The 24,040-nt window shown below is 65.4% G+C and carries 15 protein-coding genes; 9 read left to right on the top strand and 6 right to left on the bottom strand.

Translation table 11 applies throughout. From position 1 onward, the window contains the following. The first annotated feature begins 124 nt into the window (after window positions 1-124). Window positions 125-1,090, top strand: coding sequence for a sugar kinase (locus tag ABFE16_19245; GenBank protein MEN6347436.1), 966 nt, complete (start codon window positions 125-127; stop codon window positions 1,088-1,090). A gap of 65 nt (window positions 1,091-1,155) precedes the next feature. Further along, a complete protein-coding gene (locus ABFE16_19240; GenBank protein ID MEN6347435.1) occupies window positions 1,156-1,788 on the top strand; it encodes a bifunctional 4-hydroxy-2-oxoglutarate aldolase/2-dehydro-3-deoxy-phosphogluconate aldolase in 633 nt (210 codons plus the stop codon). Window positions 1,789-1,797: 9 nt separating this feature from the next. Here the strand turns inward: ABFE16_19240 and ABFE16_19235 are convergent, their stop codons facing one another. From ABFE16_19235 to ABFE16_19220, 4 genes are all read right to left on the bottom strand, one after another. After that, window positions 1,798-3,048 carry a hypothetical protein gene (locus ABFE16_19235; GenBank protein ID MEN6347434.1) on the bottom strand — a complete coding sequence of 417 codons (1,251 nt, stop codon included), beginning with the start codon at window positions 3,046-3,048 and terminating at the stop codon, window positions 1,798-1,800. After that, window positions 3,045-4,619, bottom strand: a complete 1,575-nt coding sequence (locus tag ABFE16_19230) for a LamG-like jellyroll fold domain-containing protein (protein ID MEN6347433.1) — start codon at window positions 4,617-4,619, stop codon at window positions 3,045-3,047. Before ABFE16_19230 ends, ABFE16_19235 begins: the two co-directional genes overlap by 4 nt. A gap of 87 nt (window positions 4,620-4,706) precedes the next feature. Beyond that, the gene (locus ABFE16_19225) at window positions 4,707-5,888 is read right to left on the bottom strand and encodes an amidohydrolase family protein (protein ID MEN6347432.1); all 1,182 of its coding nucleotides are present in this window, start codon (window positions 5,886-5,888) and stop codon (window positions 4,707-4,709) included. 124 nt (window positions 5,889-6,012) lie between these two features. Beyond that, on the bottom strand, window positions 6,013-7,644 hold the full coding sequence (locus tag ABFE16_19220; GenBank protein ID MEN6347431.1) for an SHOCT domain-containing protein: 1,632 nt from the start codon (window positions 7,642-7,644) through the stop codon (window positions 6,013-6,015). Window positions 7,645-7,812: 168 nt separating this feature from the next. Between ABFE16_19220 and ABFE16_19215 the strand changes: the two genes are divergently transcribed. After that, window positions 7,813-10,185, top strand: coding sequence for a carbohydrate binding domain-containing protein (locus ABFE16_19215; GenBank protein MEN6347430.1), 2,373 nt, complete (start codon window positions 7,813-7,815; stop codon window positions 10,183-10,185). Window positions 10,186-10,231: 46 nt separating this feature from the next. On the opposite strand, the gene ABFE16_19210 is transcribed toward ABFE16_19215, so the two are convergent. Further along, a complete protein-coding gene (locus ABFE16_19210; protein ID MEN6347429.1) occupies window positions 10,232-11,839 on the bottom strand; it encodes a hypothetical protein in 1,608 nt (535 codons plus the stop codon). Window positions 11,840-11,986: 147 nt separating this feature from the next. Then, window positions 11,987-12,616 carry a GDSL-type esterase/lipase family protein gene (locus ABFE16_19205; protein ID MEN6347428.1) on the bottom strand — a complete coding sequence of 210 codons (630 nt, stop codon included), beginning with the start codon at window positions 12,614-12,616 and terminating at the stop codon, window positions 11,987-11,989. A gap of 220 nt (window positions 12,617-12,836) precedes the next feature. On the opposite strand from ABFE16_19205, the gene ABFE16_19200 reads away from it, so the two are divergent. The 6 genes from ABFE16_19200 to ABFE16_19175 all read left to right on the top strand — a co-directional run bounded on the left by ABFE16_19200 (window position 12,837) and on the right by ABFE16_19175 (window position 24,010). Continuing rightward, on the top strand, window positions 12,837-14,555 hold the full coding sequence (locus ABFE16_19200) for a hypothetical protein (GenBank protein ID MEN6347427.1): 1,719 nt from the start codon (window positions 12,837-12,839) through the stop codon (window positions 14,553-14,555). A gap of 129 nt (window positions 14,556-14,684) precedes the next feature. After that, window positions 14,685-14,876 (top strand): hypothetical protein, encoded by a 192-nt coding sequence (locus ABFE16_19195; GenBank protein MEN6347426.1) that lies wholly within the window; start codon window positions 14,685-14,687, stop codon window positions 14,874-14,876. 289 nt (window positions 14,877-15,165) lie between these two features. Beyond that, window positions 15,166-16,179 carry a serine hydrolase domain-containing protein gene (locus ABFE16_19190; protein ID MEN6347425.1) on the top strand — a complete coding sequence of 338 codons (1,014 nt, stop codon included), beginning with the start codon at window positions 15,166-15,168 and terminating at the stop codon, window positions 16,177-16,179. Between the two features lie 72 nt (window positions 16,180-16,251). Continuing rightward, window positions 16,252-19,749 carry a carbohydrate binding domain-containing protein gene (locus tag ABFE16_19185; protein MEN6347424.1) on the top strand — a complete coding sequence of 1,166 codons (3,498 nt, stop codon included), beginning with the start codon at window positions 16,252-16,254 and terminating at the stop codon, window positions 19,747-19,749. A 128-nt stretch (window positions 19,750-19,877) separates the two neighbouring features. Next, window positions 19,878-22,442, top strand: coding sequence for a glycoside hydrolase domain-containing protein (locus tag ABFE16_19180; GenBank protein ID MEN6347423.1), 2,565 nt, complete (start codon window positions 19,878-19,880; stop codon window positions 22,440-22,442). A gap of 140 nt (window positions 22,443-22,582) precedes the next feature. After that, window positions 22,583-24,010: a glycosyl hydrolase family 28 protein gene (locus ABFE16_19175; protein ID MEN6347422.1), complete on the top strand. Its 1,428-nt coding sequence runs from the start codon at window positions 22,583-22,585 to the stop codon at window positions 24,008-24,010. Window positions 24,011-24,040 lie beyond the last annotated feature (30 nt).

The raw sequence follows: 24,040 nt of genomic DNA, 5'->3' as shown, positions 1-24,040 counted from the left end.
GACGACAAGGGTGGGCGTCCCGTCGGAGGTCGTGGAGGGGATTGCGCCGACCCTTGCGAACAGAACTCTGGGACGCCGGAGGGCTTGCGTCCACGTTACCAGGGGAAGGACAGAGCTGCCCACCATGTCGAAGCGTTTCGATGTAACGACCGTTGGCTCCACCATGCTGCGCCTGTCGGTCCAGCCGGGGGAGAGGCTGGAGACCGCGCCGATGTACGAGGTGCGCACTGCCGGGACCGAGTCCAATACCATGGTGGCCCTGGCGCGGATGGGACGACAGACGGCCTGGGTCTCGCGACTCACCGACAACGCCCTCGGGCGGCGCGTGGCACGGGAGATTGGCCACCACGGCGTCGACGTCTCAAGAGTAGTCTGGACCACCGAAGCCCGCAACGAGGTGTTCTTCGTCGAGGCGGGCGCGAGCCCGCGACCGACGCAGGTGATCTACGACCGCAGCCACTCGGCCGTCGCGTCGATGCAGACCGCAGAGCTTGACCTCGACTTCCTGCTCGACACCCGGATTCTGCATCTGTCAGGGATCCTCCCTGCACTCTCCGAGCAGTGCCTGCAGGTGACTCGCGACCTGGTCCAGGCTGCCCGGTCGGCGCACGTGCCGGTCTCCTTTGATGTCAACTACCGGGCGAAGCTGTGGTCGCCCCAGCAGGCCGCCCGGAGCCTTGAGCCACTCATGCAGGGCGCTGACTACCTGTTCCTCACCCGCGAGGATGCCGGGCAGGTGTTCGGTCTGCAGGGCGAGCCGGAGCAGCTCGTGCGGTCCTGTTCGGATCGCTTCGGCGCGGGACTGTGCGTGGTGACTCTCGGCGGAGAGGGTGGAGTGGCCTGGGACGGTCACGACCTGCACAAGTGCTCGGGGTACCCGGTCGAGGCCCAGGATCGGCTCGGAGCCGGGGATTGTTTCGCAGCCGGAGTCCTCTGCGGCGTGCTCGAGGGCTCGGTGTCACAGGGCATGGCCTTCGGGGCCGCCATGGCAGCACTCAAGCTGGGTATCCGGGGCGACTACTTTGTCTCGGATCGCGCCGAGGTGCTGCGACTGCTGGACAGCGCACCAGGCCGTGAGGTCGGGCGTTAGGGCCTCGCGAATCCATCACCAAGTACTCGGCGGCCACAGACTTGCCGCCGATAGGGGAGAAGATCATGGCCGCTGAGCAGTTCTACCAGGACCTCCGCCAGGAGAAGATCATCGCCATCGTGCGCGGGGTGTCGGCCTCCACTATTCTGTCCATCGCCGAGTCCCTGTACGCCGGGGGGATACGACTGATGGAGATCACCTGCAATACGCCTGGCGTGACTGACATGCTTCGCGAGGTAACAGGGGCCATGGGCGACCGCATGGTCTTCGGCGCCGGGACGGTCATCAGTCGCCAACTGGCCGAGGCCGTGCATGCCGCCGGAGCTCGCTACATCGTTGCGCCGGATGTGAACCCCGAAGTCATCGGCTACTGCGTCGATCACGGCCTGCCGGTGATTCCTGGTGCCGCAACGGCGACGGAGATCCTGACGGCCCAGCGTCTGGGAGCGCCGACCGTCAAGATCTTCCCTGCGGAGCCCCTGGGCTGCGGGTACATCAAGCAGCTTCGCGGGCCCATCAAGGACATGGACTTCGTGGCCGTAGGCGGAGTCACCGCTGAGAACGTGGCAGACTTTCTCAAGGCCGGGTGCGTGGGAGCCGGTCTTGGCGGAGCACTCGTCAACCCGAAGCTCGTCGAGCAGGGCGACTGGGAAGGCCTGACTGCCCTGGCGGCCCGCGTCAAAGCGCAGGTAGGGTAGAGCCCCGGCTTACTGAGTTGCCGGCTCGTGAACGTACTTGCACTTGCCCTCGGCTAGAGCCTTCATTGCCTGCCGGGTCGCGGGGACGTAGTTGTTGTAGTCGACGCACTCCAGGCTCACACCGGCGGCCCCTTGCTCCCAGGCCATCTCCATCAACTCGGCGGCCAGGTCGGCCTGCGAGCGCTTGGTGGCCTTCTGGTAGGAGGGCAGGCCGTAGCCGCTGTAGTCGTAGGCGCGGATCGGCCAGTACACACGGCAGCGGCCTCGGGCGACCTTCATCACATCGTTGCAGAGCTTCTTCGTGCTGCCCATGGGATCGGCGGCGTCCCAGGATACGTAGTTGATGACCAGACCGTCGATGATCCCCTCGTCGATCCAGCGCCGCCAGTCGGTGGGCTGCGCTGCGGCCCACTGGTTGTCCAGCGGTGCGATCCCCGGGATACCGACCATCAGGTCGATCTTCCGCCCGGAGGCGTCGAAGCGCTGTCGGATGGCCTTCAGGAAGTCGGTCACCTGGTCGGAAACGAGAGCACGCCAGCGTGGGTCGGCGGAGCTGATCGGTGCCGGCTCGCCGTAGCGCTTCTCGAAGGCCTCCCTCATCGGGGTCACGTACTCATAGGCCGCACCCCAGCCGCCCGTGCGGAAGAAGTCGATGAAGAGGGTCTCGATCCCGCGATCGATCAGCTCGTCGACCAACCGCAGTTTGTGGGCCATGACCTCCGGGAAGGCCAGGCTGGTTCGTCCCCACCAGGGCTGGCCCGAGACGTCTTGCGCCCAGAACTGCGGGTGGTCGAGATTGAAGCCGCCTGACGTCCAGCTTGCCCAGTGGGTCTCCTCGAAGGGCCAGTGCACACCGGGCTTCAGCCCACGCTCGCGACACATCTGGAGGGCTGTGCGCAGGATGTCCGGGTCTGCCTCGCCGTACCGCACCCAGCCACCGGGGTCTACGTTGTTCGGCAGCCGACGCTTGTCGGGGATCGTCGCATGGTGCCCGACGTCTTCGCGACTCTGGTAGCGCATCGTCGCTCCACCGCAGTTGCGCCACAGGATCGTGGTCGTGCCGACCTCCTGCACGTGGTCGAGGATCTTGGCGCACCCCTCCGGGGTCTCCGTGTCGAATACGTACTTGCCCTCGGCCTTCACGCCCGTGAAGTCGTAGTGGTCTACCCAGGACGCAACCTCAAAGCGAGGTGCCGCCAGGGCGCCTGAAGCAAGGCCCATCAGGGCCAGTATTGTGGAAGCTGCGAGTCGGCAGGTCATGGTTTCAGGAACTCCTCCAGGGTGGGTCCGCCCAGGTCTTCTGGTGATAGCGCCCCCTGGTAGACCGTCACGTCGTAGATCCTCCCGACGAAGGGGGCGCTGCCGTTGTAGTGCGTGCCGACACGAAGCTGCAGAGCACCGGGGTAGGGTATGGTGGCCCCGGTGCCGGTGCTTCCCTGCGGCACCCCGTCAACGTACAGCTGCACGCCACCACCCGGGCGGCGCACGCCGGTCAGGGTCACCTTCCGTCCGACAGGCAGCGGCACATCGGAAGTGGCGCCGACGTAGATCATGTCCGGCGTTCGCGAGTTGAAGCACACACTGTTGGTGTCGTTGAGGTATAGCTGCCACCCGTAGTGGTTATCGGGGTAGTCACCGACAGCGATCATCTGCAGCTTGTTGATGTGTTGGTCGACGCGAACCGTCGCCTGCACGCTGAACCCGTCGACGCCGAAGTCGAAGCCGCTGGGTTGTGAAACGGCCACGGAGTGCCCCGGACCGCACAGCAGTCCACCCTCCGCCACGTCGATCGGACCGGTCACCGTCGCGGCATTGCCCTGCCCACTCAGATCAGGCGCCGAGGGACCCTCGAGGCGGCTGAAGTCGAGCTTCACCACCGGCTTCGGCGGCACGGCTCTTGAACGAGAGGCGACCGTGAAGGTGACGGCCGGCACCTGCATCCGGTAGAGCTTGTAGACGCCGGTGCGGTTGTTCTCGAAGATCAGCTCGCGGCCGTCGGGTGACCATACGGGCGAGCGCGAGTTGCCCGGACCGGTGTCAATCCGGCTGCCGGCCCCGGTCGCGACTTCGACGAGGTAGATGCCCCAGCCGGGATCGCCGGTGCGGAAGCCCGTGCAGGCCAAGACCTTGCCGTCGGGACGCCAGGCGGGTGAGTAGGTCGGGTGGTTGCTCTCGCTGAGTGCGAGGTCGCTAACCTCGGGCTGCAGGCGAAGCAGGCGCAGCGTCCAGTTGGCACGGAAGCCGCCGAGGTACCCGCAGGCCAAGAGACGGCCGTCTGGTGACCAGGTAGGTTCGAGGACCCCGATCTGGTCGCCATCACGCACGAAGACCGGCTCCGGTTCGCCACCTTGCACGGCGACTCGGAACAGCCCCATGCCGTCTCGCTTCAGGCCCCGGTTCGAGGAGAAGTACACCCACTGACCATCGGGGCTGAAGGTCGGTGTGTAGTCGCGCCAGCGCCCGGAGGTCAGTCTCTTGGGTGTGCCGCCCTCGGCGGGCACCAGCATGAGGTTGTAGCCGTTCTCCAGTCCGGAGGCAGCAGTCCCGTCGAACCTCGCGTAGGTGTACACGATCGAGCGACCGTCCGGCGACCAGGCAGGGAAGGTCGCTACTCCCCGGCCGGTGACCAAGGGTGATACGGCGCCGTTAGCCGCGTCCAGGAGGAACAGTTCGACGTTGCCCTCCTGCTCCCGCTGAAAGACTACCCGGCGTCCGTCGGGAGACCAGGCAGGTTCGGTGTCACTTCCGGGTCCCGAGGTGATCGCCGTCGGTTGGGCCTGAGCCCCGGGAAGGATCGCCGCAATCCCCAAGAACAGCAAAGCATAGCTCATAGGCATCCTCGTGAGTCTTAGTCATCTGAGGCGAGGCCCCTTCGACATGGAGACCACGTCGGCCTCCCTAGGGCCCGAAAAGGGCAGCTACCGGTCGGACATGCAGTAGTGGTTCTTGTAGTCCTCGCGCGCGTACTCCACCGAGCCGTCCTTCAGGACCAGGCACAGGTTGGCCTGGTCGTAGAGGACGCTGATGTCCTGCAGCGGGTCCCCGGCGACGACGAGCACGTCGGCACGCTTCCCCGGCGTCAGGGTTCCCAGGTCGTCGTCCTTCGCGTAGGCTTCGGCGTTGATGCGAGTAGCCCCCAGGAGCGCCTCCATCGGGCTCAGGCCACAGCGCACCAACTCCTGCAGCTCGTACAGCGTCCGGTCGCCGACCTCCCAGCCTCGTGGGTTGCCGGGGTAGTCGCAGCCGACACCGATCCTCACCCCGAGTTGGTAGGCCAGGCGGACTCCGGCGCGGTGGATCGGCTGAGCCAGCGCCATCTCCTCCGTCTGCCAGGGCTGGTCGTAGAGCGAGTCGATATTGCGCCGGCAAGTGACGGACAGCGTGGGGATATAGAAGAGGTTCCTGGCGGCGATTCCGCGGACGGCCGCCTCATCGATGAAGGCGCCGTGGTGGATCATGTCGGTCCCGGCCTCGACACAGTAGGACAGGCCCGGCTGCGTGTGGACGTGGACAGCCACCGGTACACCCCAGGCATGGGCCTCCTGGGTGAGTGCCTGGAGTTCCTCGGGGGTGTAATTCGGGGATGCGCACTTCTCGTTCTTGGCCCAGAATCCGCCGGAGGCCGCGGTCTTGATGAAGTCCGCACCGGCCTCCACCATCTCCCGGACCGCCTTGCGAACTTCCCAGGGGCCGTCGGCAGTGCGGAACTTCACGTGCCCATGGGTGGGCGTCACAACGCACCCGGCGATCATCCGCGAGCAGCCACGCACCTGTCCGGCGGCGATGGCGTCGCGCAGGGCGATGCCCTTGAGGTTGGCCGAGACGCTGCAGAGGGTGGTGATGCCGCGCTGCAAGGAGAGGCGCAGGGTCCGCACGGAAGGCCAGTCGCCGCCGACATGCGCGTGGCCCTCGATGAGGCCCGGCAACACAGTGCATCCCGACGCGTCGATGATGTAGGCATCCGGGGGCACATCGACTTCGTCCCGCGTACCGACGGCTGCAATGCGCTCGCCCTCAAGGAGCAGCACGCCGTCGAAGAGCACGGGTACGCCGGTACCATCAAGGAGGTTGCCGCCAAGGATGGCCGTCGTCCGGTTCATAGCGCTGGACCCCCGGTTGCGAAGAGGTGGAAGGGCAGAGGCCCTTCGCCACGCACCGGGCGATTCCTTGGCAGGCACGCCTACCTTCCGACGTCCGCCTCTTGGGCGATGGACGGGTTCCGAGCTATCCGGACCAGACCTCGCCGTTGCCGCCACTCTCGAGTCTGAGTTCCCTACCGCCGGCTCCCGCCTGGAGTTGGTAGCGGAAGTGCTCGACGTCCCCGTCCTCCCAGGTCAGGTACAGGTGTCCTTCGGCGGCGTTCCAGTGTCCACGCTTGGTGTTGGTGCTCTTGTCCTCGATCCAGATCCCTGCGGCGCCTGCGAGCATCTCTCGCTTCGTGGTTCGCGTGACGGTGCCGTCGGCCAGAAGCTCCATGGTGCGCTGACTCTCCGACACCATCTTGGCCTTGGAGTAGGAGTCGTAGTACCCGACACGCTCCCCCATGTCGTTCGAGAGGGCGTAGGTTGAGCGGAAGGCCCACTGCCCCACGAGCTGCGGGTCCACCTTGCCCGCCTCAAGACTGACAGAGGAGAAGACGCGCCGCAGCTCAGCGTCACGACCCTCGACACGGTCCTTTGCCCCCAGCGCGAAGAGGGCGACGCCGAAGTCGCGCAGGATGGTGGCGTAGACTCGAGCCTTGACCGGCTGTCCCTGGGCGTTCTGGGCCGTCCAGTCGACGCAGACGGCTCGGCCGTTGTCCAGGGCCAGACGCAGGGCCTCGCCGCTTCGCGTCAGGGTTGGGAGGAACTGGCGCACCTGCTCCTCAACGAACTGCAAGACTCGCGGATCGTCGGCCGAGGCGATCCCCTCACCGGCAACACTGACAGCCGTCAGCGCGTAATACTCGGCAGGACCGCTGGCCGTGGTCGCCTGATCAGGCGGCACGAGCTGCAAGCCTTCCTCCTGGGTCTGCACCTTCCAACCGGTCGGGTACCAGAATCGGAACCCCATCGGGTGGTTGTACAGTTGCCCACCGTGAACCGCAGGCGCGGCCTGCGGGGTCTGTGCGGCAGTCGTTGTTGGGGTCGTCGCAGGCGTGGCCAGAGGAGTGGCCGGTGCTCCGCCCAGGATCTCTGCGCGTTTGCGGGCGTACTCCTGCTGATCCAGGACTCCGGCCGCCAGCGCGGTATCCAGGGCAGCCAGTTTCTGACGAGCGGCGGCATCGAGAGTAGGTGTTGCCCCTGCCTGGGGTTGCAGCTCCGCTCGCTTGCGGTCGTACTCCTCCTGCGTGATCACACCGGCCTGTAGCGCCGTGTCCAGCGCCCGGAGCTTGGCGTTCACGTCGCCGCCGGTTGCAGGGGGAGCGGGAGTAGGAACAGTGGGAGTTGCTGGAACTGTCGGCAAGGGAGTGGGAGCGGTAGTGGCGGCTCCCAAGGGCAGGTTGATCGTCACCGGCTGCCACTTGCCGCCTTCACCGGCGCGCATCGCCAGGATCTGGGCGGTCCCTGTGGCAGAGGCCAGGGCCGCCTCGACGGCCTGCGGGGAGTCCACGCCCCGGGCAGCAACCGTCAGCAGAATGTCCTTGGCCCTCAGATCGGCCGCTGCTGCGGCTGAGCCCGGTGCAACACCGATCACGACGACCCCTACTCGGTAACCGGAGGAGGCCTGGATCGTGTTCAGGTCCTCCTCGGAGAGCGCCTGTAGTGTCAACCCGACGGCTTGTGTGGCAGGACCCGTCTGTGCCCAGACGATGGACCACGACATCAAGACCAGCACCACAACGCAAGCGGCCCAAAGCATCCCCCGGTTTCCCATGGTCGCACCTCCACACCGGCAATGTGACGACTGGTCGCCTTAGTCAAGAATTATACCCCAAAGTGGCTGCTGCAAGGCCCTATCCGTGAGTCCGGGGCAGGTCACTCCCGCGCCCTGGGCGAAGCGAGTCGGCACACCTCGAACCTGATGGACCTGGAGGGGCTGCCCATGCATCCCGGCCTTCTCGTTGGCTCGCTACTGCTCGGCCTGGCCCTGGCCTCGGGCGCTGAGACAGCGCCTGGAGCAGGTTCGGTGCTTACCGACGGTGACTTCGAGACAGAAGGTCTCCAGGTTGTTCCTCCGGCCCAGAAGGGACCGTGGATGGGCTACCTGCATGGCCAGTCCGATGCGGCCTTCACTCTGGTGGAGGGTGAAGGACGTGGCGGATCGCGAGCGGTTCGCTTCCAGCGCACGACCCCGGGCAGCGACAACGCCCACCTGGACCAGATCCTCACGGTGCAGCCCGGGACAGTCTACCAGGTGTCGGCCTGGGTCCGCAGCGACGGGCACCTCCAGCCGCTCTTCGCCGTGATGACCATGGACTGGCGTCCCTTGGTGACGGTCATCGCGCCCACCTCGAAAGAGTGGAGCCAGATCCGGTTCAGCTTCAACACCTACGACAGCAAGCAGGTGCGGCTCGAGTGGTTTGGCGGGGCTGAGGGTAAGCTCTACACCGGCGCCCCGGGCACCACCTACCTCGATAACGTCTCGGTCGTGCCGGTAGCCTCTCCTCCAGAGGCGCTGCTACGGGCCTTCGACCTGCTGCGGCCGAAGACCGGCGAGGAGATCGCCCCCAAGACTATGGGGGTGCAGCCCGTAGGCCGTCATCAGGCTCCGCGACCGATCAGTTGCCGCAAGGGCGCTCTGGTGTACGATGACGGCACCGAAGTCGCCCTGTGGGGTGTCAACTTCCAGACTGCGCTCTCGTGGGAGTACAGCGGGCGGCTGAAGTCCGTTGGTATCCCGCTGGAGGCCGAGGCCCTCAAGCGTGTCGCGGACACGAACCTTGCTGAGCTGCCGCCGATGGGTGCCGGTGTCATACGGATGCACCTGCTCCCGGCCGACTTCAGCGATGCCGAGGGCAACCTGAAGGACAGCGTGTTCCTCGATGTCCTCGACTACACCCTCGCCGGGTGCCGCAAGCGCGGGATCTATGTCTACCTGACCCTCGTGAACGAGATGGGTGCGTCCTTCCTGCCGGATTCCTTCCTGGCGGGGCGTGACCGCAAGGAGTGGATTGCCGATCCGGCGCTGAGTGCCAAGATCGCTCGGTACATGCAAGGGTTGCTGTCCCACGTGAACCGCTACTCCGGTCTGCGCTATGCCGACGACGAGACCATCGCAGTGGTCGAGATCGCCAATGAGCCCGGCTACGTGGACTACCCAACGATGGTCTCCGACGATCGCTACGCCCCTCTTCGGGCGGCCTTTGACAAGTGGTGCAAGGACAAGGGGATCGAGACCGACCGCGAGGTGTGCTACGCGACCTTCCGCTACGAGTGGGTCAGTCGGTTCCTGGCGCAGATGTGCACGGCGATTCGCGACACCGGGTGCCAGAAGCCGGTCGCGTGGAACCTGAACTGGCCGCGGATGATTCAGGGCCATGAGGAGGTCTACCAGGCGGTCGCCGAGAGCCCGGTGGACGTGGTGTCCTTCTGCCTGTACCCCGGTCAGTCAGACGTGGCGAGCCCGTTTTGGGACCACCCGGTGGACTTGAGTGGGAAGAACTACCTGCCCTACCTGCGTGAGCACTGGCAGGACTACAGTCGGCTACGCTGGCTTCTGGGGACCAGATTCGCGAACAAGGCCAAGGCGGTCTACGAGTTCGAGACCTTCTACAACCAGACCAGTTACCTGTACCCGGCGATGGCCCGTCTCTTCCGCGCTCTCGGGGCACAGGTGGCAAACATGTGGACCTACTCGCTGACCCCTTCTGCGGAGTACCTGCGGGGCTCGCACTACCTGAACCTGTACTGCACGCCCGAGAAGGCCGTCAGCTTCGCCATCGCTTCGGAACTGTTCGCCGAGACGCCACGCTACACGCCCTATGAGGCGGTCGGCGACGACAACCTCACCTTCGGCAACTGCGTGGTCTCCTTCGAGCACAACCTCAGCGCCTTGCAGACGCCCGAGCTGCTCATGTACTCCCGCGGATGGCAGGACTGGCAGCCCTTCGCCGCAAGCCCGAAAGTGAAGCGGATCGTCGGGTGTGGAAGCTCGCCGGTAGTGACCTACGGGGGAACCGGGGCGTACTTCGTGGAGGTCGGCAGCGACCAGATCCACGTGACGCTGAATCCCGATGCGACTTTCGTGCAGCCGCCCTGGGACCGTCAGAGGACCAGGCCCTGGACCCTGACCTGCCGCCTGGACCGCGACACGCCCCATGCTCTTACCTTGCGCCTGGCCGGCTGGGAGGGCGAGGTCACAGTGTGGCGCCTCGACGATGGCCGAGAGACCAGGATCGAGAGCCGAGGACCCGGCATGACCTTCGATGCCCTTCCGGGGGAGTACCGGGTTACGAAGGGGACGCCTCGTCCTTGAGAAGCTCGGGCGCAGTGTGGGACTTCTTGCAGTCGGTGAGTAGACCCTAACTGGCCGGCCCGCCGGGAGTCTCGCCGGGCGTCAGGGGCATGCCGCAGGTGGCGCCTTTGAGGTGCTCCCAGACGTCGCTACCTGGGAAGGCCAGCACCCACAGGTAGTACCTGTGTGGGTCGAACTCCATGGCCCTCAGCGGCCTCATGCCTCGCGCGAGGCTTGCGTGGTACAGGTCTGCCTCGCGATCCAGGTGCGGGACGAAGACGGTTGCGCTGGACGATATGAGGACCAGAACATCCGGGTGCTGAGACAGCACATACTCCGGATCGTGCTCGCGTGATAGGGCGATATGGGGCTCGTTGAGACCAAAGATGTCGATCGTTCGCCAACCGGAGTAGTAGGGCACTGCACCGGCGTCGCCTATCGCCAGCACCGGTTGCCGGCCTGCCGGCTTGAACTCCGCGAGGCACTTGCCCAGGGCGATGTGCGCCCTCTGAAGTCCTGCCGCGTAGTACCTCACTTGCGTGGTGTATGCGCCGGGGAGGCGAGGCACCTGGCTGACGGCAAGGAGGAGGCACAGGGCGATGGCAGGGAGATGGCGCGCCCAGGGCCTTCCTTCCTTCTGGGATGAGAGTGGAAGGGTAAGGAGCAGGGCCAGCCCGGCGCCGCCCAGGGCACAGATGGCCGGTACAAGTGGGTATAGGAACCGGAAGCAGTAGCCCATGATGTGGGCCGGGAACAGAAAGAACACCAGCAGCGAGAGAGAGGCGAGGAGGCCGGGCGCGTGTGTGCGTTTGAACCGGATTGCCGCGACGCACATCAACACGCCGAGAGCCGAAGTGCCGTAGGTGGCCAGGAAACCCACCACTCCACGGAGGCCAGCGAGGGTCTGCTGGTTCGCAGCCTTGAGGTAGAAGGGCAGCGGCAGGAGTTGCCCGTAGTAGTGGAAACGCCACAGGAAGTAGGCTAGCCCGGGCAGGACGTAGAGAAGCAGCGCAGACCAGACGAGCGCCGACCTGCGGCGGCCCTGGAGCATCGGCAGCAGCGTCAGCAGGCCGACCAGGACTGGCAGGTTGCCTTCCGGCCGGGTTAGCCCAAGGAGAAGCCCGGTGAAGGCCAGGGCACCGAGGCACCGGTTCGTCTGCTCTTCGGCGCTGCAGAGGCACTGGTAGAGGAAGGCGGTCAGGAGCAGGGAGTAGAGCGCAGTCTCCAGACCTGCCACGGTGTGGATCGCGGTCTCAGCCTGCGCGGCCAGAAGGAGGATCGCCATTCCGGCCGCGAAGGTGGTTTGACCTCGCTCTCCCGGCCCGATCAGCCGCAGGGACAGCCGGAAAGTGACGGCCATGCAGGCCAGGGTGGCGAGGACTCCGACGACCTTCGCAAAGACCTCGACGTCCAGCCCCAGGCGTGCGGGGACCGCCATCAGCAGCACCCACAGAAGGCCCGTGTAGCCCTCTATAGGAGGTCCGCCTGCATTGTAGGTGAGGCCGTAGCCTTGCGCCAGGTTCCGTGCATACCTGAAGCTGATGAAGGCGTCGTCAACCGTATAGTCCCAGAAGGCGGCCGTGAGGGCTGCAAAGACCAGGGCGGCGACCCCAACCGGCACATAGGGCCACAGCCTTACCAGCGTGGTTTCCTCCTGGTGCGAGTCGTTCGCCATCCGTCTCCCCCGATCGGTGTTGCGGAACCGGGCGACCCGCCCCGAGCCCTCCAGGCGGCGGCTCTCCCTGGCTTCGTCGGTCACCTCGTACGTTAGCGCCCTTCTGCGCTCGCAGCAAGCTCCGTGCCCAACGCAACCACCGGTCAGCTATTCCCCGCAGGTGAGCGCCCGATGGACCTCCGCTGCGATCCAGCCCGCTCCTTCGGCGCTTGGATGGACGGTATCGGGGAACAGTTCGGGGTGACCTGAGAGGGCGGAGTATAGGTCAATCGTCGGCAGGCAGCGACGGGCCGCCAGTTGGCGAATCTGTGGCACGACCTCCTCGCGCACCACGTCGTCACGGATGCCCCATTCGCCGGGAAAGGCCGGAACGGGCAGGCACAGGTACACCTCTGCCGCGGGGTTCACCTCGAGGAAGGCGTCAGCAAGAGACTCCAGATCCCGGGCGAAGCTGTCCGCAAACACCCAGTTCTGGGGCTTGGTGTCGTTGGTCCCGAGAGCGATCACAACGACCTGCGGCTGCCAGGCCAGCGCCTCCGCATAGGCGGCTTCACGCGAGTAGGGGAAGTCACCACGCCGGAGGGCCGTTGTTCCGCCGACACCGAAGTTGCGCACCTCCCAGCCCTCACCGAGCTTGCGACCCAGTTGTGCCGGGTAGCTGTCGTGGTCACGGTCTGCGATGCCCGAGCCGTAGGTGATGCTGTCGCCGACGCAGGCAACACGGACCGGGTACTCCGAGGTGCAAGTCTTGGTGCAGAGATCCTTCTGGTCAGACATGAGACGGTCGTACCTTTCGTTACAGGAAGGCTAAGCGGACTGGGGACTTGTGAACCCCAAGCCCCACAGGTTACCCCCTCCGCCGAAGTCAGGCAAGAACCAAGCCCTCCCTGCCAGCCTGCAGCCGATCCTTGTCGACAGGAGACCGGGCGGCCGATGGAGAAGTGAGGCCTTGCGCACCGTGAAACTCGAGTTGCTCTCACAGTCCGGGAGGTAGTCCATGAACTGCTCGGCACGCGTCCTGACTTGTCTGGCTGTGGCGGCTCTCCAGGGACCTTCGATGGCTCAGTCGCGCTGGCAGCCGGAAGTCTTCCCCATCAGCTACTGGGTGGGGCCGCAGGTGGACTACAACAACCTGGAGGCCTGGCAGACGGTGAAGGACTGCAACTTCACCGTGGCCGGTCCAGCCTGCTGGAGCAAGCGCCCGGCTGACCTCGTGGCCGAGAACCGAAAGATGCTGGACCTGTGCGGGCAAATGGGCCTCAAGGCCATCGTCATCGACGGTCGCCTGGCCTGGACGCTGCCGCAGGAGGACAACTGGAAGGACAAGGTGGCGCAGGTTGTTGCCGACTACGGCTCCCATCCGGCGCTCTTTGGGTACTTCCTCCAGGACGAGCCGAATCTGGAGCAGTTCGAGGGCCTGGGAGCTCTCGGGGAGGAGTTGCAGCGCGAGGACCCGGTCCATCCGCCCTACATCAACCTCTTTCCGACCTACGCCTCAGTGCAGCAGCTCGGGACACCGACCTATGCCGACCACCTCGAGCGGTTCCTCACCACCTCCCGGCCACTCATCCTCAGCTATGACCACTACTGCCTCATGGCCGGTGGGGTCGACAAGCCCGACTTCTTCGAGAACATGGAGCTGATTCGTGAGGCAGGCCTGCGGCACAACGTCCCGACCTGGAACATCATACAGGCCTGCTCCTGGACGCCCGCAGTTCGCCAGCCCTCCGATTCGGAGATGCGGTGGCAGGTCTACACCTCCCTCGCCTACGGCTTCAAGGGCATCCTGTACTTCGTGTACTGGAGCTGGAACAACGACGACTACGCCTCCGCGGGAATCGTTGACAACACGGGCAAGCCGGGACGGCTGTACCCGATCGTCAAGCAGCTCAACGGTGAGATGCTGGCCCTGGGGCCGACGCTGCTGCGCTGCACCTCCACGGGGGTGTTCCACACCGGCCCGATCCCGACAGGCGCTCGCCGGCTGAGTCGCGACGCGATCCTGCAGGTGCCCTCCGAGGTTCCGCTGGTGATCGGGTTCCTCCGTGACGACGCCGGGGCCGACTACGCCTTCGTGGTCAACCGCGACCATGACCAGCCAGTGGAGTTCGAGGCAACCCTCATGCCGCACGTGGTGGGAGTGACCGAGGTCAGCGCGGCTGACGGGCAAGACAAGCCGCTGGAGATGGTCAAGAACCGGATCAAGCTGTCCCTGGCCGCAGGCGACGGCAAGCTCCTGCGGCTGCAGACCCGGTTCGCGTACCCGAAGCCGGCGGAGCCTGCGACCACGATCGACTTCCGCTTCGACCGCGAGAACGATATGCAAGGCTGGCAGGGCATGAACTCCCTGGCGGAGCCCAGGTGGGTCGACGGGGCCCTTCAGCTCACCTTCACCGGCCAGGACCCCTTCATGGTCCGCCCCATGCTGCGGCTCAATCCGGACCAGTACACGAAGCTGAGGGTGCGAATGAAGCTCCCCGCCTGCAACGCAGAGGGGCAGGTGTTCTGGACCACCAGTGAGGAGCCTGGCTTCGCCGACAACAAGTACCTCAACTTCGCGGTTAAGCCCGACGGCGAATGGCACGAGTATGAGATTCCGGTGGGAACCCATGCCAAGTGGCGAGGTCAGGCCATCCGTGGCCTGCGCCTCGACCCGACGACCGGCGGAGCGGAGCCCGGAACGAAGGTAGAGATCGCCTGGATCAAGGGCGAGTAGGTGCAGCCTCAAGAGCGACTGAAGAAGCCAGAAGGGCCTTGCTGCCGCGGTTGGTGCCCGCTCCGGTGGGTATAATGAAGGCGGCGACGTGGGGGTCAGAGTTGGCTCAGGGGAGAGGAGGGGTGCGCGATGAGCCCGCAGGTATATCTCAGCGATCAGGAGTGGCATCTGCTTCAGCAGCTGTTGGAGACGGAGCGCCGTGAGTTGGTCTCCGCAATCCATCGCTGCGACACTCACCAGGGGCGGCTAGAGCTGCACGAGCGCGAGAAGCTGGTCACCGAGTTGATCGCACGACTGCACGCAACGGCAGTGGCCGCCTAGCGGGTGCGTGCAATCCCGCATCGGGACCGTCTGAGAAGGCCCGGCCTGACGCTAGTCCGGGCCAAGTGCTGTTGTCCGCTTGAGCCGAAGGTCCCAGCCTCCACTCGTTCGCGGAGTCCCCGTCATCAACTGTTGTCGCTGCACAGCCCCCCCGCAAGGCCCACCAGTCCACCCTCGGCAGGTACTCGTTGTGGTTCTGCGCGCGGCCGCCCGGAGCTTGAAGGTGCGTCCCGGGGCGAAGCGAAACAACCTCCACGCCCCTAACGACGCTTCCCTGGAGAACCACACCATGATATCGCAAGCACAGATTGACGAGTCTCTGCGCCGAGCGCGCGGGTATGTCGAGAGCGGGAACCTGCCCCTGGTCGTCGTGGGCGTTTCCGACGCAACCGGTCTACGCGTGAGAGTGGGGTATGGCGAGGGTGCCCGTGAGGACGATTCGCTGGGCAATGGCGTCTTCGCCCTGGCCTCGATCTCGAAGAGCATAGCGGGCACGGTAGTTGCACGCCTGTACCAGCAGGGCATCCTGGACTACGACACGCCCATCGCCGAGTACGTCCCGGAGTTCGGCACCTCGGAGGTGCGCAAGGGCATCCTGGTATCGCAGATCTTCAACCACTCGACGGGCCTTCCCTCAGCCTTCGTGGACGCCTCCGGCGCGTCCGACTTCAGTGGCGAGAAGGTCCTCGGGCTGCTCTGCACCCAAGACCTGGTGTACGAGCCGGGCACTCAGTCTTGCTACAGCACGCACACCTATCAGCTTCTCAACGCGGCCATCCAGCGGCGCCTGGGACTGAGCATGGAGGAGGCGTTGCAGCGCTACGTGTGCGAGCCCTGCGGCATGACGGCGACCGGCTTCTACCCGGATTCGGCTCGCGCCCTGCCGGTAGTCGATCACCCGGTACCCGAGGGCGCGCTGCGCAGTCTCTTCGAGCGGATGGAGATGTCCGGCGGAGGGATGTGGAGCACGGTGGATGACCTCCTGGCCCTTGGGCGGGCCTGGCTCACTCCGAACAAGCTGGTCTCGCCCGAAGTGTTCGCGAAGGTGACGGCCACGCTTCCGGGGCTGCCTGTGGGAGGCAATCCGGAGGTGCTCAGTCGTCGGACACTGGGCTGGAACCGTGAGAACATCGGCGCTTTCCTGCACCAGCCTGCCTCCGGGTTCTTCCATGGTGGTGCGACGGGGACTCTGCTCTGGCTCGATCCCGAGGCCGAGTTGGTCTTCGTGTTCCTGACCAACCGCTGGGGCTGCGGGAACGACCAAGCCTTCACCACGCTGGATGCTCTCTACGCCTCCTGCTAGCCGAAGCCCTCTGGCTCCGTGATGCACACCAGGTACTGACCGAACCGGCTGTGAGCACAAGAAAGGACGCACATGAAAGCGACTATCTGGGCCGCCCTGATGGCGCTGGCCCTGTGTATACCCGCCCTGGGGCAGACGGTGCCGACTGACCGGAACATGCTCGACAACTCGTCCTTCGAGGCCGTCCAGGGAGCCTTGCCCTCCGGATGGCAATGGTCTCCCGGTGCGGCCCATGCGACGCTGACCCCTGACGAAGGTACCGCTCACTCCGGGTCGCGCAGTGCGAAGATCGTGAACCCGACGGCGAGGCAGGACAACGTCTACGGGCGCATGAACGCGAGTGTGCGCCTGACCGTGGGGCGGACGTACACCCTGAGCTGCTACGTCAAGAGTGCCGACCCTGGGCAGGCCTGGATCGGTGCAGGCAGCAAGTGGCAGTTCCGCTTCGCCTTCCCCAAGGCAACGGAGTGGACGCGAGTCAGTGGCACCTTCGTCGCCGACACCGCCCAGCAGGACGTCATGGTTGTCAGTGAGAGTCCGACGGCCGGACTGTGGGTGGATGACGTGCAGCTCGAGCCCGGCGACCAGGCGACTCCCTACCTGTTTCCCGCGACGCTGCAGCCAGGCCAAAGCGAGCTGAAGGTCCTGCAGGGCGACTGGGTATCCCTCGCGCCGAACATGGTCGCCAACTCCAGCTTCGAGACTCTGGAGGGCGGAAGGCCCAAAGGCTGGAGCTTCGATCGGCGCAACACCGACGCCACCATGACCATCGACGAGACGGTTGCGCACTCGGGCAAGCGGTCCTTGCGGCTGACCAACGGCACGGCCTTCGGCGCGCATGTCTACGGGATGCTGAGCTACGTCGGCGGAGTGCAGGTCAAGCCCGACAAGGACTACACGATCAGCTGCTACGTCCGCAGCGACGGCCCCGGAACGGCCTGGATCGGCGGCGGTCCCGGCTGGCGGATCCGCAAGACCTTCCCGCGGACCACCAAGTCCTGGACGCGGGTCAGCATCAGCTTCCGAGCCGAAGAGAGTGCCGAGGGATTCCCGCTGCTGGTCATCACGGAAAGCCCGACGCAGGGCGTCTGGATTGATGACGTCAAGTTCGAGCAGGGCAGCGAGCCGACGCTGTACATCGCCGACCAACAGGCTGAGGCGGCACAGGTGGTGCCGGTTGCGCAGGGAGAGGTAATCGCGGACCAGTCGGCGGAGTTCGGTACCTGGCTTTTCGTGCCGCGGGCCCTGGACAGGGGCTCTGTGCAGGCCGAACTGCGCAGTCAGACCGGCACACCGCTGGCAAGCACGACCTGGGAGGGCGCTCTGGATAAGGGCGTCGCTTACGCTGCTCTTCGCTGGGGGGTGACCAGGGGTCAGGTAGGTAACTGCTCCCTTACCGTCACCCTCAAGTCAGGCGGTGAGACCCTTGCCTCGGGGACTTCGCCGATGACGATCCATACCGTCGCCGGCGCACAGCAACAACTCGAGGCCTTGCGCAAGCGGACCGCTGCAGGCAAGGACCTGCTCGCCCAGGCTCGCGCGAAGGGCTTTGACGGAGCCTACCCACTGGTGGGTCTGACCGTCGCGGAGAACTTCTGCGACTTCGTCGCCGAGGATCTGGCTCATCGGGAAGTGCTGCGCGCCGAGGAGCAACTTGCCTCGATGGCAGGGATCCTCGGCCGCGTTGAGCGGGAACTGGGAGACCTCCTGAGCGGCCGCAGGAAGGAGCTTGTGGCACCGCGCTACGTCACGAGCCCCATCGAGATTCAGGGCACTTCCTTTGTGGCAACGGTGCGCTGGCCGGACGGACGCGAGGAGCGCCGGCCGGTGTTCTTCACCGGCTACGGGCATTTCGCTTCGGTCAAACGTGATCTGGAGAAGCTGCCCGCCTATGGCCTCAACTTCCTGCAGGTCGAGGTCGGCCCCTCGTCTACGGTGCGCACCGAAGACAAGGACGACCCGCAGGCGATAGAAGACTTCGCACGGCTATTGCAGCGCGGGGCGGACGCCAACGTGGCCGAGAACTTGCTTCTGTCGCCGCACTACTTCCCACAATGGGCCTACGCCAAATGGCCGCAAGTGGGTGGCGTGAAGGGCGGCTTCCTGCACTTCTCTGTGGACGCGCCGGAAGCGCGGTCCGTCATCGAGCGGCACCTGCGGCTGACTTCGGCGCTGCTCAAGGGCAAGCCCGCGCTGCACAGCTATTGCCTCTCGAATGAGCCCATCTACCTCGACCCCTCGGCGGACCCGTGCAACAAGGCGAAGTGGGCGGCCTGGCTGAAGGACCGGTACCAGACTGTGCAGGCCATGAACGCGGCCTACGGCTCCACCTACGACTCCTTCGACAGTGTGCCGGTCGTGCCGCCGGGGATGTCGCAGCCGAACCGGCTCTACTACGACTGGTGCCGGTTCAACATGCAGCGCTTCGCCGAGTGGCATAGCTGGATGGCCTCGGTAGTCCATGAAGTGGACCCGGCGATGCCCGTGCATGCCAAGACCATGAACACCCACTTCTCCTACACCCAGATGAACAACGGTGTGGACGCCGAACAGTTCTGCGACCTGTCGCAGATCGCCGGAAATGACTCCGCGAAGTGGTTCAACCATGGGAGCGGGGACTGGGCGAATAGCTGGCAGGCGCAGAACATGCACTTCGATCTGCAGCGCTCCCTGCGCGGCCAGCCCATCTTCAACTCCGAGAACCATGTGATCATCGACCGCGACCTGCTTTACGTTTCCGGCGTACACCTCCGCAACGTGCTGTGGCAAGGGTCGATCCACGGTGAGAGCGCCTCGACGATGTGGGTTTGGGAGCGCACCTTCGACAATCAGAGCGACTTCGCCGGGAGCATCATGCACCGGCCGGAGTGCGCCGAGGCCCATGGACGTGTGGCGCTCGACCTCATGCGCCTGGCGCCCGAGGTGACCGCCTTCCAGCAGGCTCCGGCACGAGTGGCGGTCGTCTACTCTATCGCCTCGCTGATCTACGGCACCCAGGAGAGCGCTTCTGAACTGCTGCGGGCGTACCACGCGCTCAACTTCTGTGGCGAGAAGATCGACTTCATCACCGAGCGGCAGTTGGCGGCGGGCAAGGCGAAGCAGTACCAGGTCATCCTCGCTCCCGGCGTCACCCATCTGCCCGAGGAGGCCCTGCGGGGTCTGGCAGCCTACGACGGGCTGGTGCTCACCACGAGTGCGAAGTGCCTGAGTCGAGACGACTTCGACCGGCCGCAGACCGTCGGGATGCCGAAGCGCCTCCAGGTCCTGCCCAGCCTTTCTGCCGTCGAACTGCGAGACGCTCTGCTCCCGCTGCTGGAGCAGGCCGGGGTAACGCCGACGGTGACGGTACGCGACTCGGCGACGGGCCAGGTGGCCTGGGGAGTCGAGTGGCAGACGGTGCCGACAGCAGACGGGTTCCTGGTGAACCTGGTGAACTACACGCAAAAGTCGCAGACCGTCCGTCTGGAGGGCCTGCAGGGCACCCCGGTCAACCTGCTCACCGGCGATGCGACCGGCAGCACGATTGACCTGGCGCCGCTGGAGCCGGTGCTGTTGCGCGTCGGCAAGTAGGACGTGCGTCGCTACCGGGGAGGGACTCGCGCAGAACCGGCGAAGGACCCGCTCCAGACACAAGCAGGGATAACTGAAAGGCCTCGGCGCCGTCCTGGGCCGGGAATGTAGGAGAGGAGCCTGCAGGTATGAAGGTACGCGTGGCACTCGTCATCTGTCTCCTGGCGATGGGAGGGCTTCAGGTGTCGGCATCGACCGTGCTGTTTGACTTCGAGAAGCCGGCAGACCTGTCGATCTGGCACAACGAGGGGAGCACAGTCCTGGGCGCGGACAAGCAGCTCACGCAGTCGGAGCTCTTCGCCGCCTCGGGCAGGTACTCAATGCTGCTCCAGACTCCGGCCTGGCGTCCTCAGGAGCACGGTGGAGCCCAGCGGTGGCCTGCCTTCGAGGGTACGCCCCCGATCACGGACTGGTCGAAGTATGACCGGCTGGTCATGAGCCTCGTGAACGTCACCGACGCCCCGCAGAAGCTCATGCTGTTCATCACCGACTCGAAGCACCCCACTCGTAGCGGGGCCAGCTTCCGCGTCGACCTTGGGCCACGCTCGCAGGCGCAGGCGGTCATGAGCATCCGCAAGGCCTTCGCTGACCAAAAGCTCGATGCGCGCGACATCAAGACCATGCACTTCTTCACGGAGGACCCACCGGAGGACATGGCGATCCATATCGACCGGCTACTCCTCCTGCAGCCCGACGAGGCGGTCCCGCCGCTGCCGACCGCCTACTACCGGCAGATTGGGGACCTGCAGAAGGATGCTGCGCTGCAGCTCGGCCAGACGGTGAGCGACTCCTTTGCCCGGATGCGACAGACGGCCAAGGATTCGCCGGCAGCCCTGAAGTGGCTTGCCGACGAGCAGGCGAAGGCTGAAGGCCGCGTCGCCGCCGTCCGCACTCTCCTGGCGCGTGGGGATGAGTCAGTCCTCGGGGTCAGCCAGGAGGTCGCCGCGGTCAACACCGAGGTGGCGCACGCGGAGTCTCTGCTTGGTCTGCACCTGAGCTTCGACAAGGTCAGGCCGGCTGTTCAGGTCGACCCCTCCGCCGGTGCCGAAGTTGCCGTCGGCTTCGCAACTTCCATGGAGAAGATACTGCCCCGTGCCGGTGTGCCCGCACTGAAGACCCGCCGGTCGGCACGGCTGGCTCTCGCCCAGAACGAGAAGGAGAGCTTGCAGGTCGTCGTGCTGCCCTTCGAGCGGGACCTCAAGCAGGTTAGCGTGCAAGTGACCGACCTGAGGCGAGGCGACGGACAAACCTTCTCGGCCTCCAACATCGACACGGTCCTGGTGGGCTATGTGCAGACCAAGGCGGTGCCGCCCTACGGTTCGTCACACGTGGGCTGGTGGCCCGATCCGATCCTGAACTTCCTGCACGAAGCCGACGTGGCTCGTGGTGACGCCCAGGCCTTCTGGGTGCGCGTGCATGCCCCGAAAAACCAGGCTCCCGGCGTCTACCGGGGCAAGTTGAAGGTCATGACGGGGACGACGACCGCCTTCGCCTTTGATCTGTCCGTGCAGGTGTACGGCTTCGCCACGCCGGAGGTGTCGCCGCTGCCGATGGCGATCACCTTCAAGCCCGGCGACCACCCGATGCCCGACACCCAGGCGCAGCAGGCCGAGTACCGCAAGTCGCCCGACTACCCGATCAACGCCTGGCGCAGGCACAAGTCGGAGTGGGCCGACATGCTGGCCGACTACTACATCACCTACGACAGCCTCTATGGGTACACGGACTGGGCTCCGGACTTCGTCGAGCTGAAGCGGCTGCATGACGAGGGACGCCTGGGCACCTTCAACCTTGGCTACTATGGCACGCTCGGTGAGGGCGAGGCCGCAGCCAAGTCCTGGCAGACCGGCACGATTGACCGGCTGAAGCCCCGGTATGAGAAGGCCAAGGAGCTGGGGATCCTCGATCACGCCTATATCTATGGCTGCGATGAGAACCCCAAGGATGCCTTCCCGGGCGTTCAGCGCGCTGCGAAGTCCCTGAAGGAACACTTCCCCGGCGTGCCGATCATGACCACCACCTACGACAACACCTACGGCCAGGAGACCGAGATCAAGTCGATGGACGCCTGGTGCCCGCTGACCCCGCGCTTCGACGCGACCAGGGCTGCCGAAGTGCGCAAGCTCGGTCGCGAGGTCTGGTGGTACATCTGCTGCGGCCCGCATCACCCCTACTGCAACATGTTCGTCGAGTACCCGGCGACCGAGGGGCGCGTTCTGATGGGTGCGCAGACCGCCAAGTTCCGGCCGGATGGGTTCCTCTACTACCAGATCAGCATCTGGAACTCGTCCAAGTGCATCGACAGCGGCCCCTTCACCGACTGGGATCCGCGAAGCTGGACGACCTACCACGGTGACGGCTCCTGGACTTGCGCCGGACCGGACGGAACTCCCCTGCCCACGATCCGGCTGGAGAACTTCCGCGACGGTCTGGAGGACTACGCCTACTACCGGACCCTCGAAGCGATGGTGGCGCAGGTGGAGGCTTCGTCCGAGCTGAAGGCGGAGAAGTCGGAGTGGCTGACGAAGGCCAAGCAGGCCCTGCAGGTTCCGGACAGCGTGACCAAGAGCATGGCGGTCTACACCCGCGATCCGGCGGCGATCTACCGGTACCGCACGCGGCTGGCTGCGGCCATCGAGGCGGCCGGTATGCCCGCACCAGAACTCTGGGCCGACGGCTCGCCGCGTCACTAGGGCAAACCAAGACCACTTGGTCAGCAGTGATACACTGGGCCGGAGGCTGCTTGCACGAGGGGGCTTCCGGCCCTACCATCTTCAGGGACGACAGCGCCCGGCGGCGGGTGCCGGTGCCTGTCTCGTCGAAAGAGGTTCCTGTGAGACCATCCGCGCACCGACAGGTCTGGGCCGTGCTGCTCAGCAGTTGGCTTGTCCTACTCGTACTGACCACGGAGGTTGCCATGGGTGCAACATCGCCCGTCCAAGTGTATCCCTTTGCACCGGAGCTGCCCGGCTCCACTCACTACCGTTTGCAGGTGAACGACCAGCCGGTGTTCGTCCATGCAGCCGAAGTCGCAGACTTCGCTTGTTTCGCGATTGGCGGCCCGGTGACGGTCTCGGTCACCTGCAACGAGGAGGTAACCAGCGCACTGGTGCGGCCTCGCTCGCGGAAGATCGAGACGAGGATTGCAGGCAAGACCGTGAGCTTCACCGTCGACGGCCCTGGTCCGCTGACGCTGGAGGTCAACGGCAAGATCCGCCCGGCGCTGCACCTGTTCATCGACCCGCCGGAGGAGAACGCCCCGGCAGTTGGTGCTCCGGGCGTAGTTCGGTTCGCCGGCAACAAGGTGCATGAGGTCGGCGAGATCGTGCTCAAGGACAACGAGACTCTGTACCTGGAGCCGGGTGCCGTGGTGCGTGGGGTGGTTCGTGCGACGGGCGCCAAGAACGTGCGCATCCTCGGCCGTGGGATTCTCGACGCGCGAACCCGGACCACCAAGACCAAGTTTGTTGACCTGCGCGACTGCGACGGTGTGCAGATGAGCGACGTGACCGTGGTGGGCAGCTTCGGCTGGACCCTGGTGCCCTGGCGGTGCCGTAACGTGCGCTTCACCAACGTGAAGGTGTTCAGTTGGCGAGACAACGACGACGGTCTGGACATCTGCGGCTGCCGTGACGTGGTGGTCGACCGCTGCTTCTTCCGCACCAAGGACGACTGCATCTCGATCAAGTCGCCGCAGTTTGACCCCTCCGGCAAGAACGACGTGGCGGACGTCCTTGTGCAGCGGTCGGTGTTTTGGAATGCCGAGTGGGGTAACGCGATGGAGATCGGCTTCGAGCTTCAGACCCCGAAGATCAGCGGAATCGTATGGCGCGACTGCGACATCATCCGCGTGGAGACCGGAGCGGTCTTCAGCATCCACAACGGCGGCGTGGCGACGGTGCAGGACGTGCTCTTCGACAACATCCGTGTGGAAGATGCGCGCGATAAGCTCCTCGATCTGCATGTTGGGCTGTCGATCTACAGCGACGACTGCCCGGAGCGCTACCACCGGCGCAATCCACAGCGCAAGCCGACGGGCGCAGGTCCATGGGTGCCCTTCTCGCTGCTGACCGAGGAGGAGCAAGCCGTCTCACGCCAGCGGCGCGGAGCCATCCGCAACGTGCGCCTCAAGGACATCCAGCTTCTGGAGCAAGTGCCGCCGCACTCCTTCATCATCAACGACGGCGGGACCCTTGAGAACGTGACCTATGAGAGCGTGCTGCACGAGGGCAAAGCGCTGCAAGTGCCCACCACTCAGTAGGCCGCCCCTTGACCCCTGCGTGCCGGGGTG

Source organism: Armatimonadia bacterium, from assembly GCA_039679385.1.
In the GTDB taxonomy this organism is placed as follows: domain Bacteria; phylum Armatimonadota; class Zipacnadia; order Zipacnadales; family JABUFB01; genus JAJFTQ01.
Note: the sequence above shows the minus strand (reverse complement) of the source record. Positions and strands in the feature narration are given on the sequence as shown.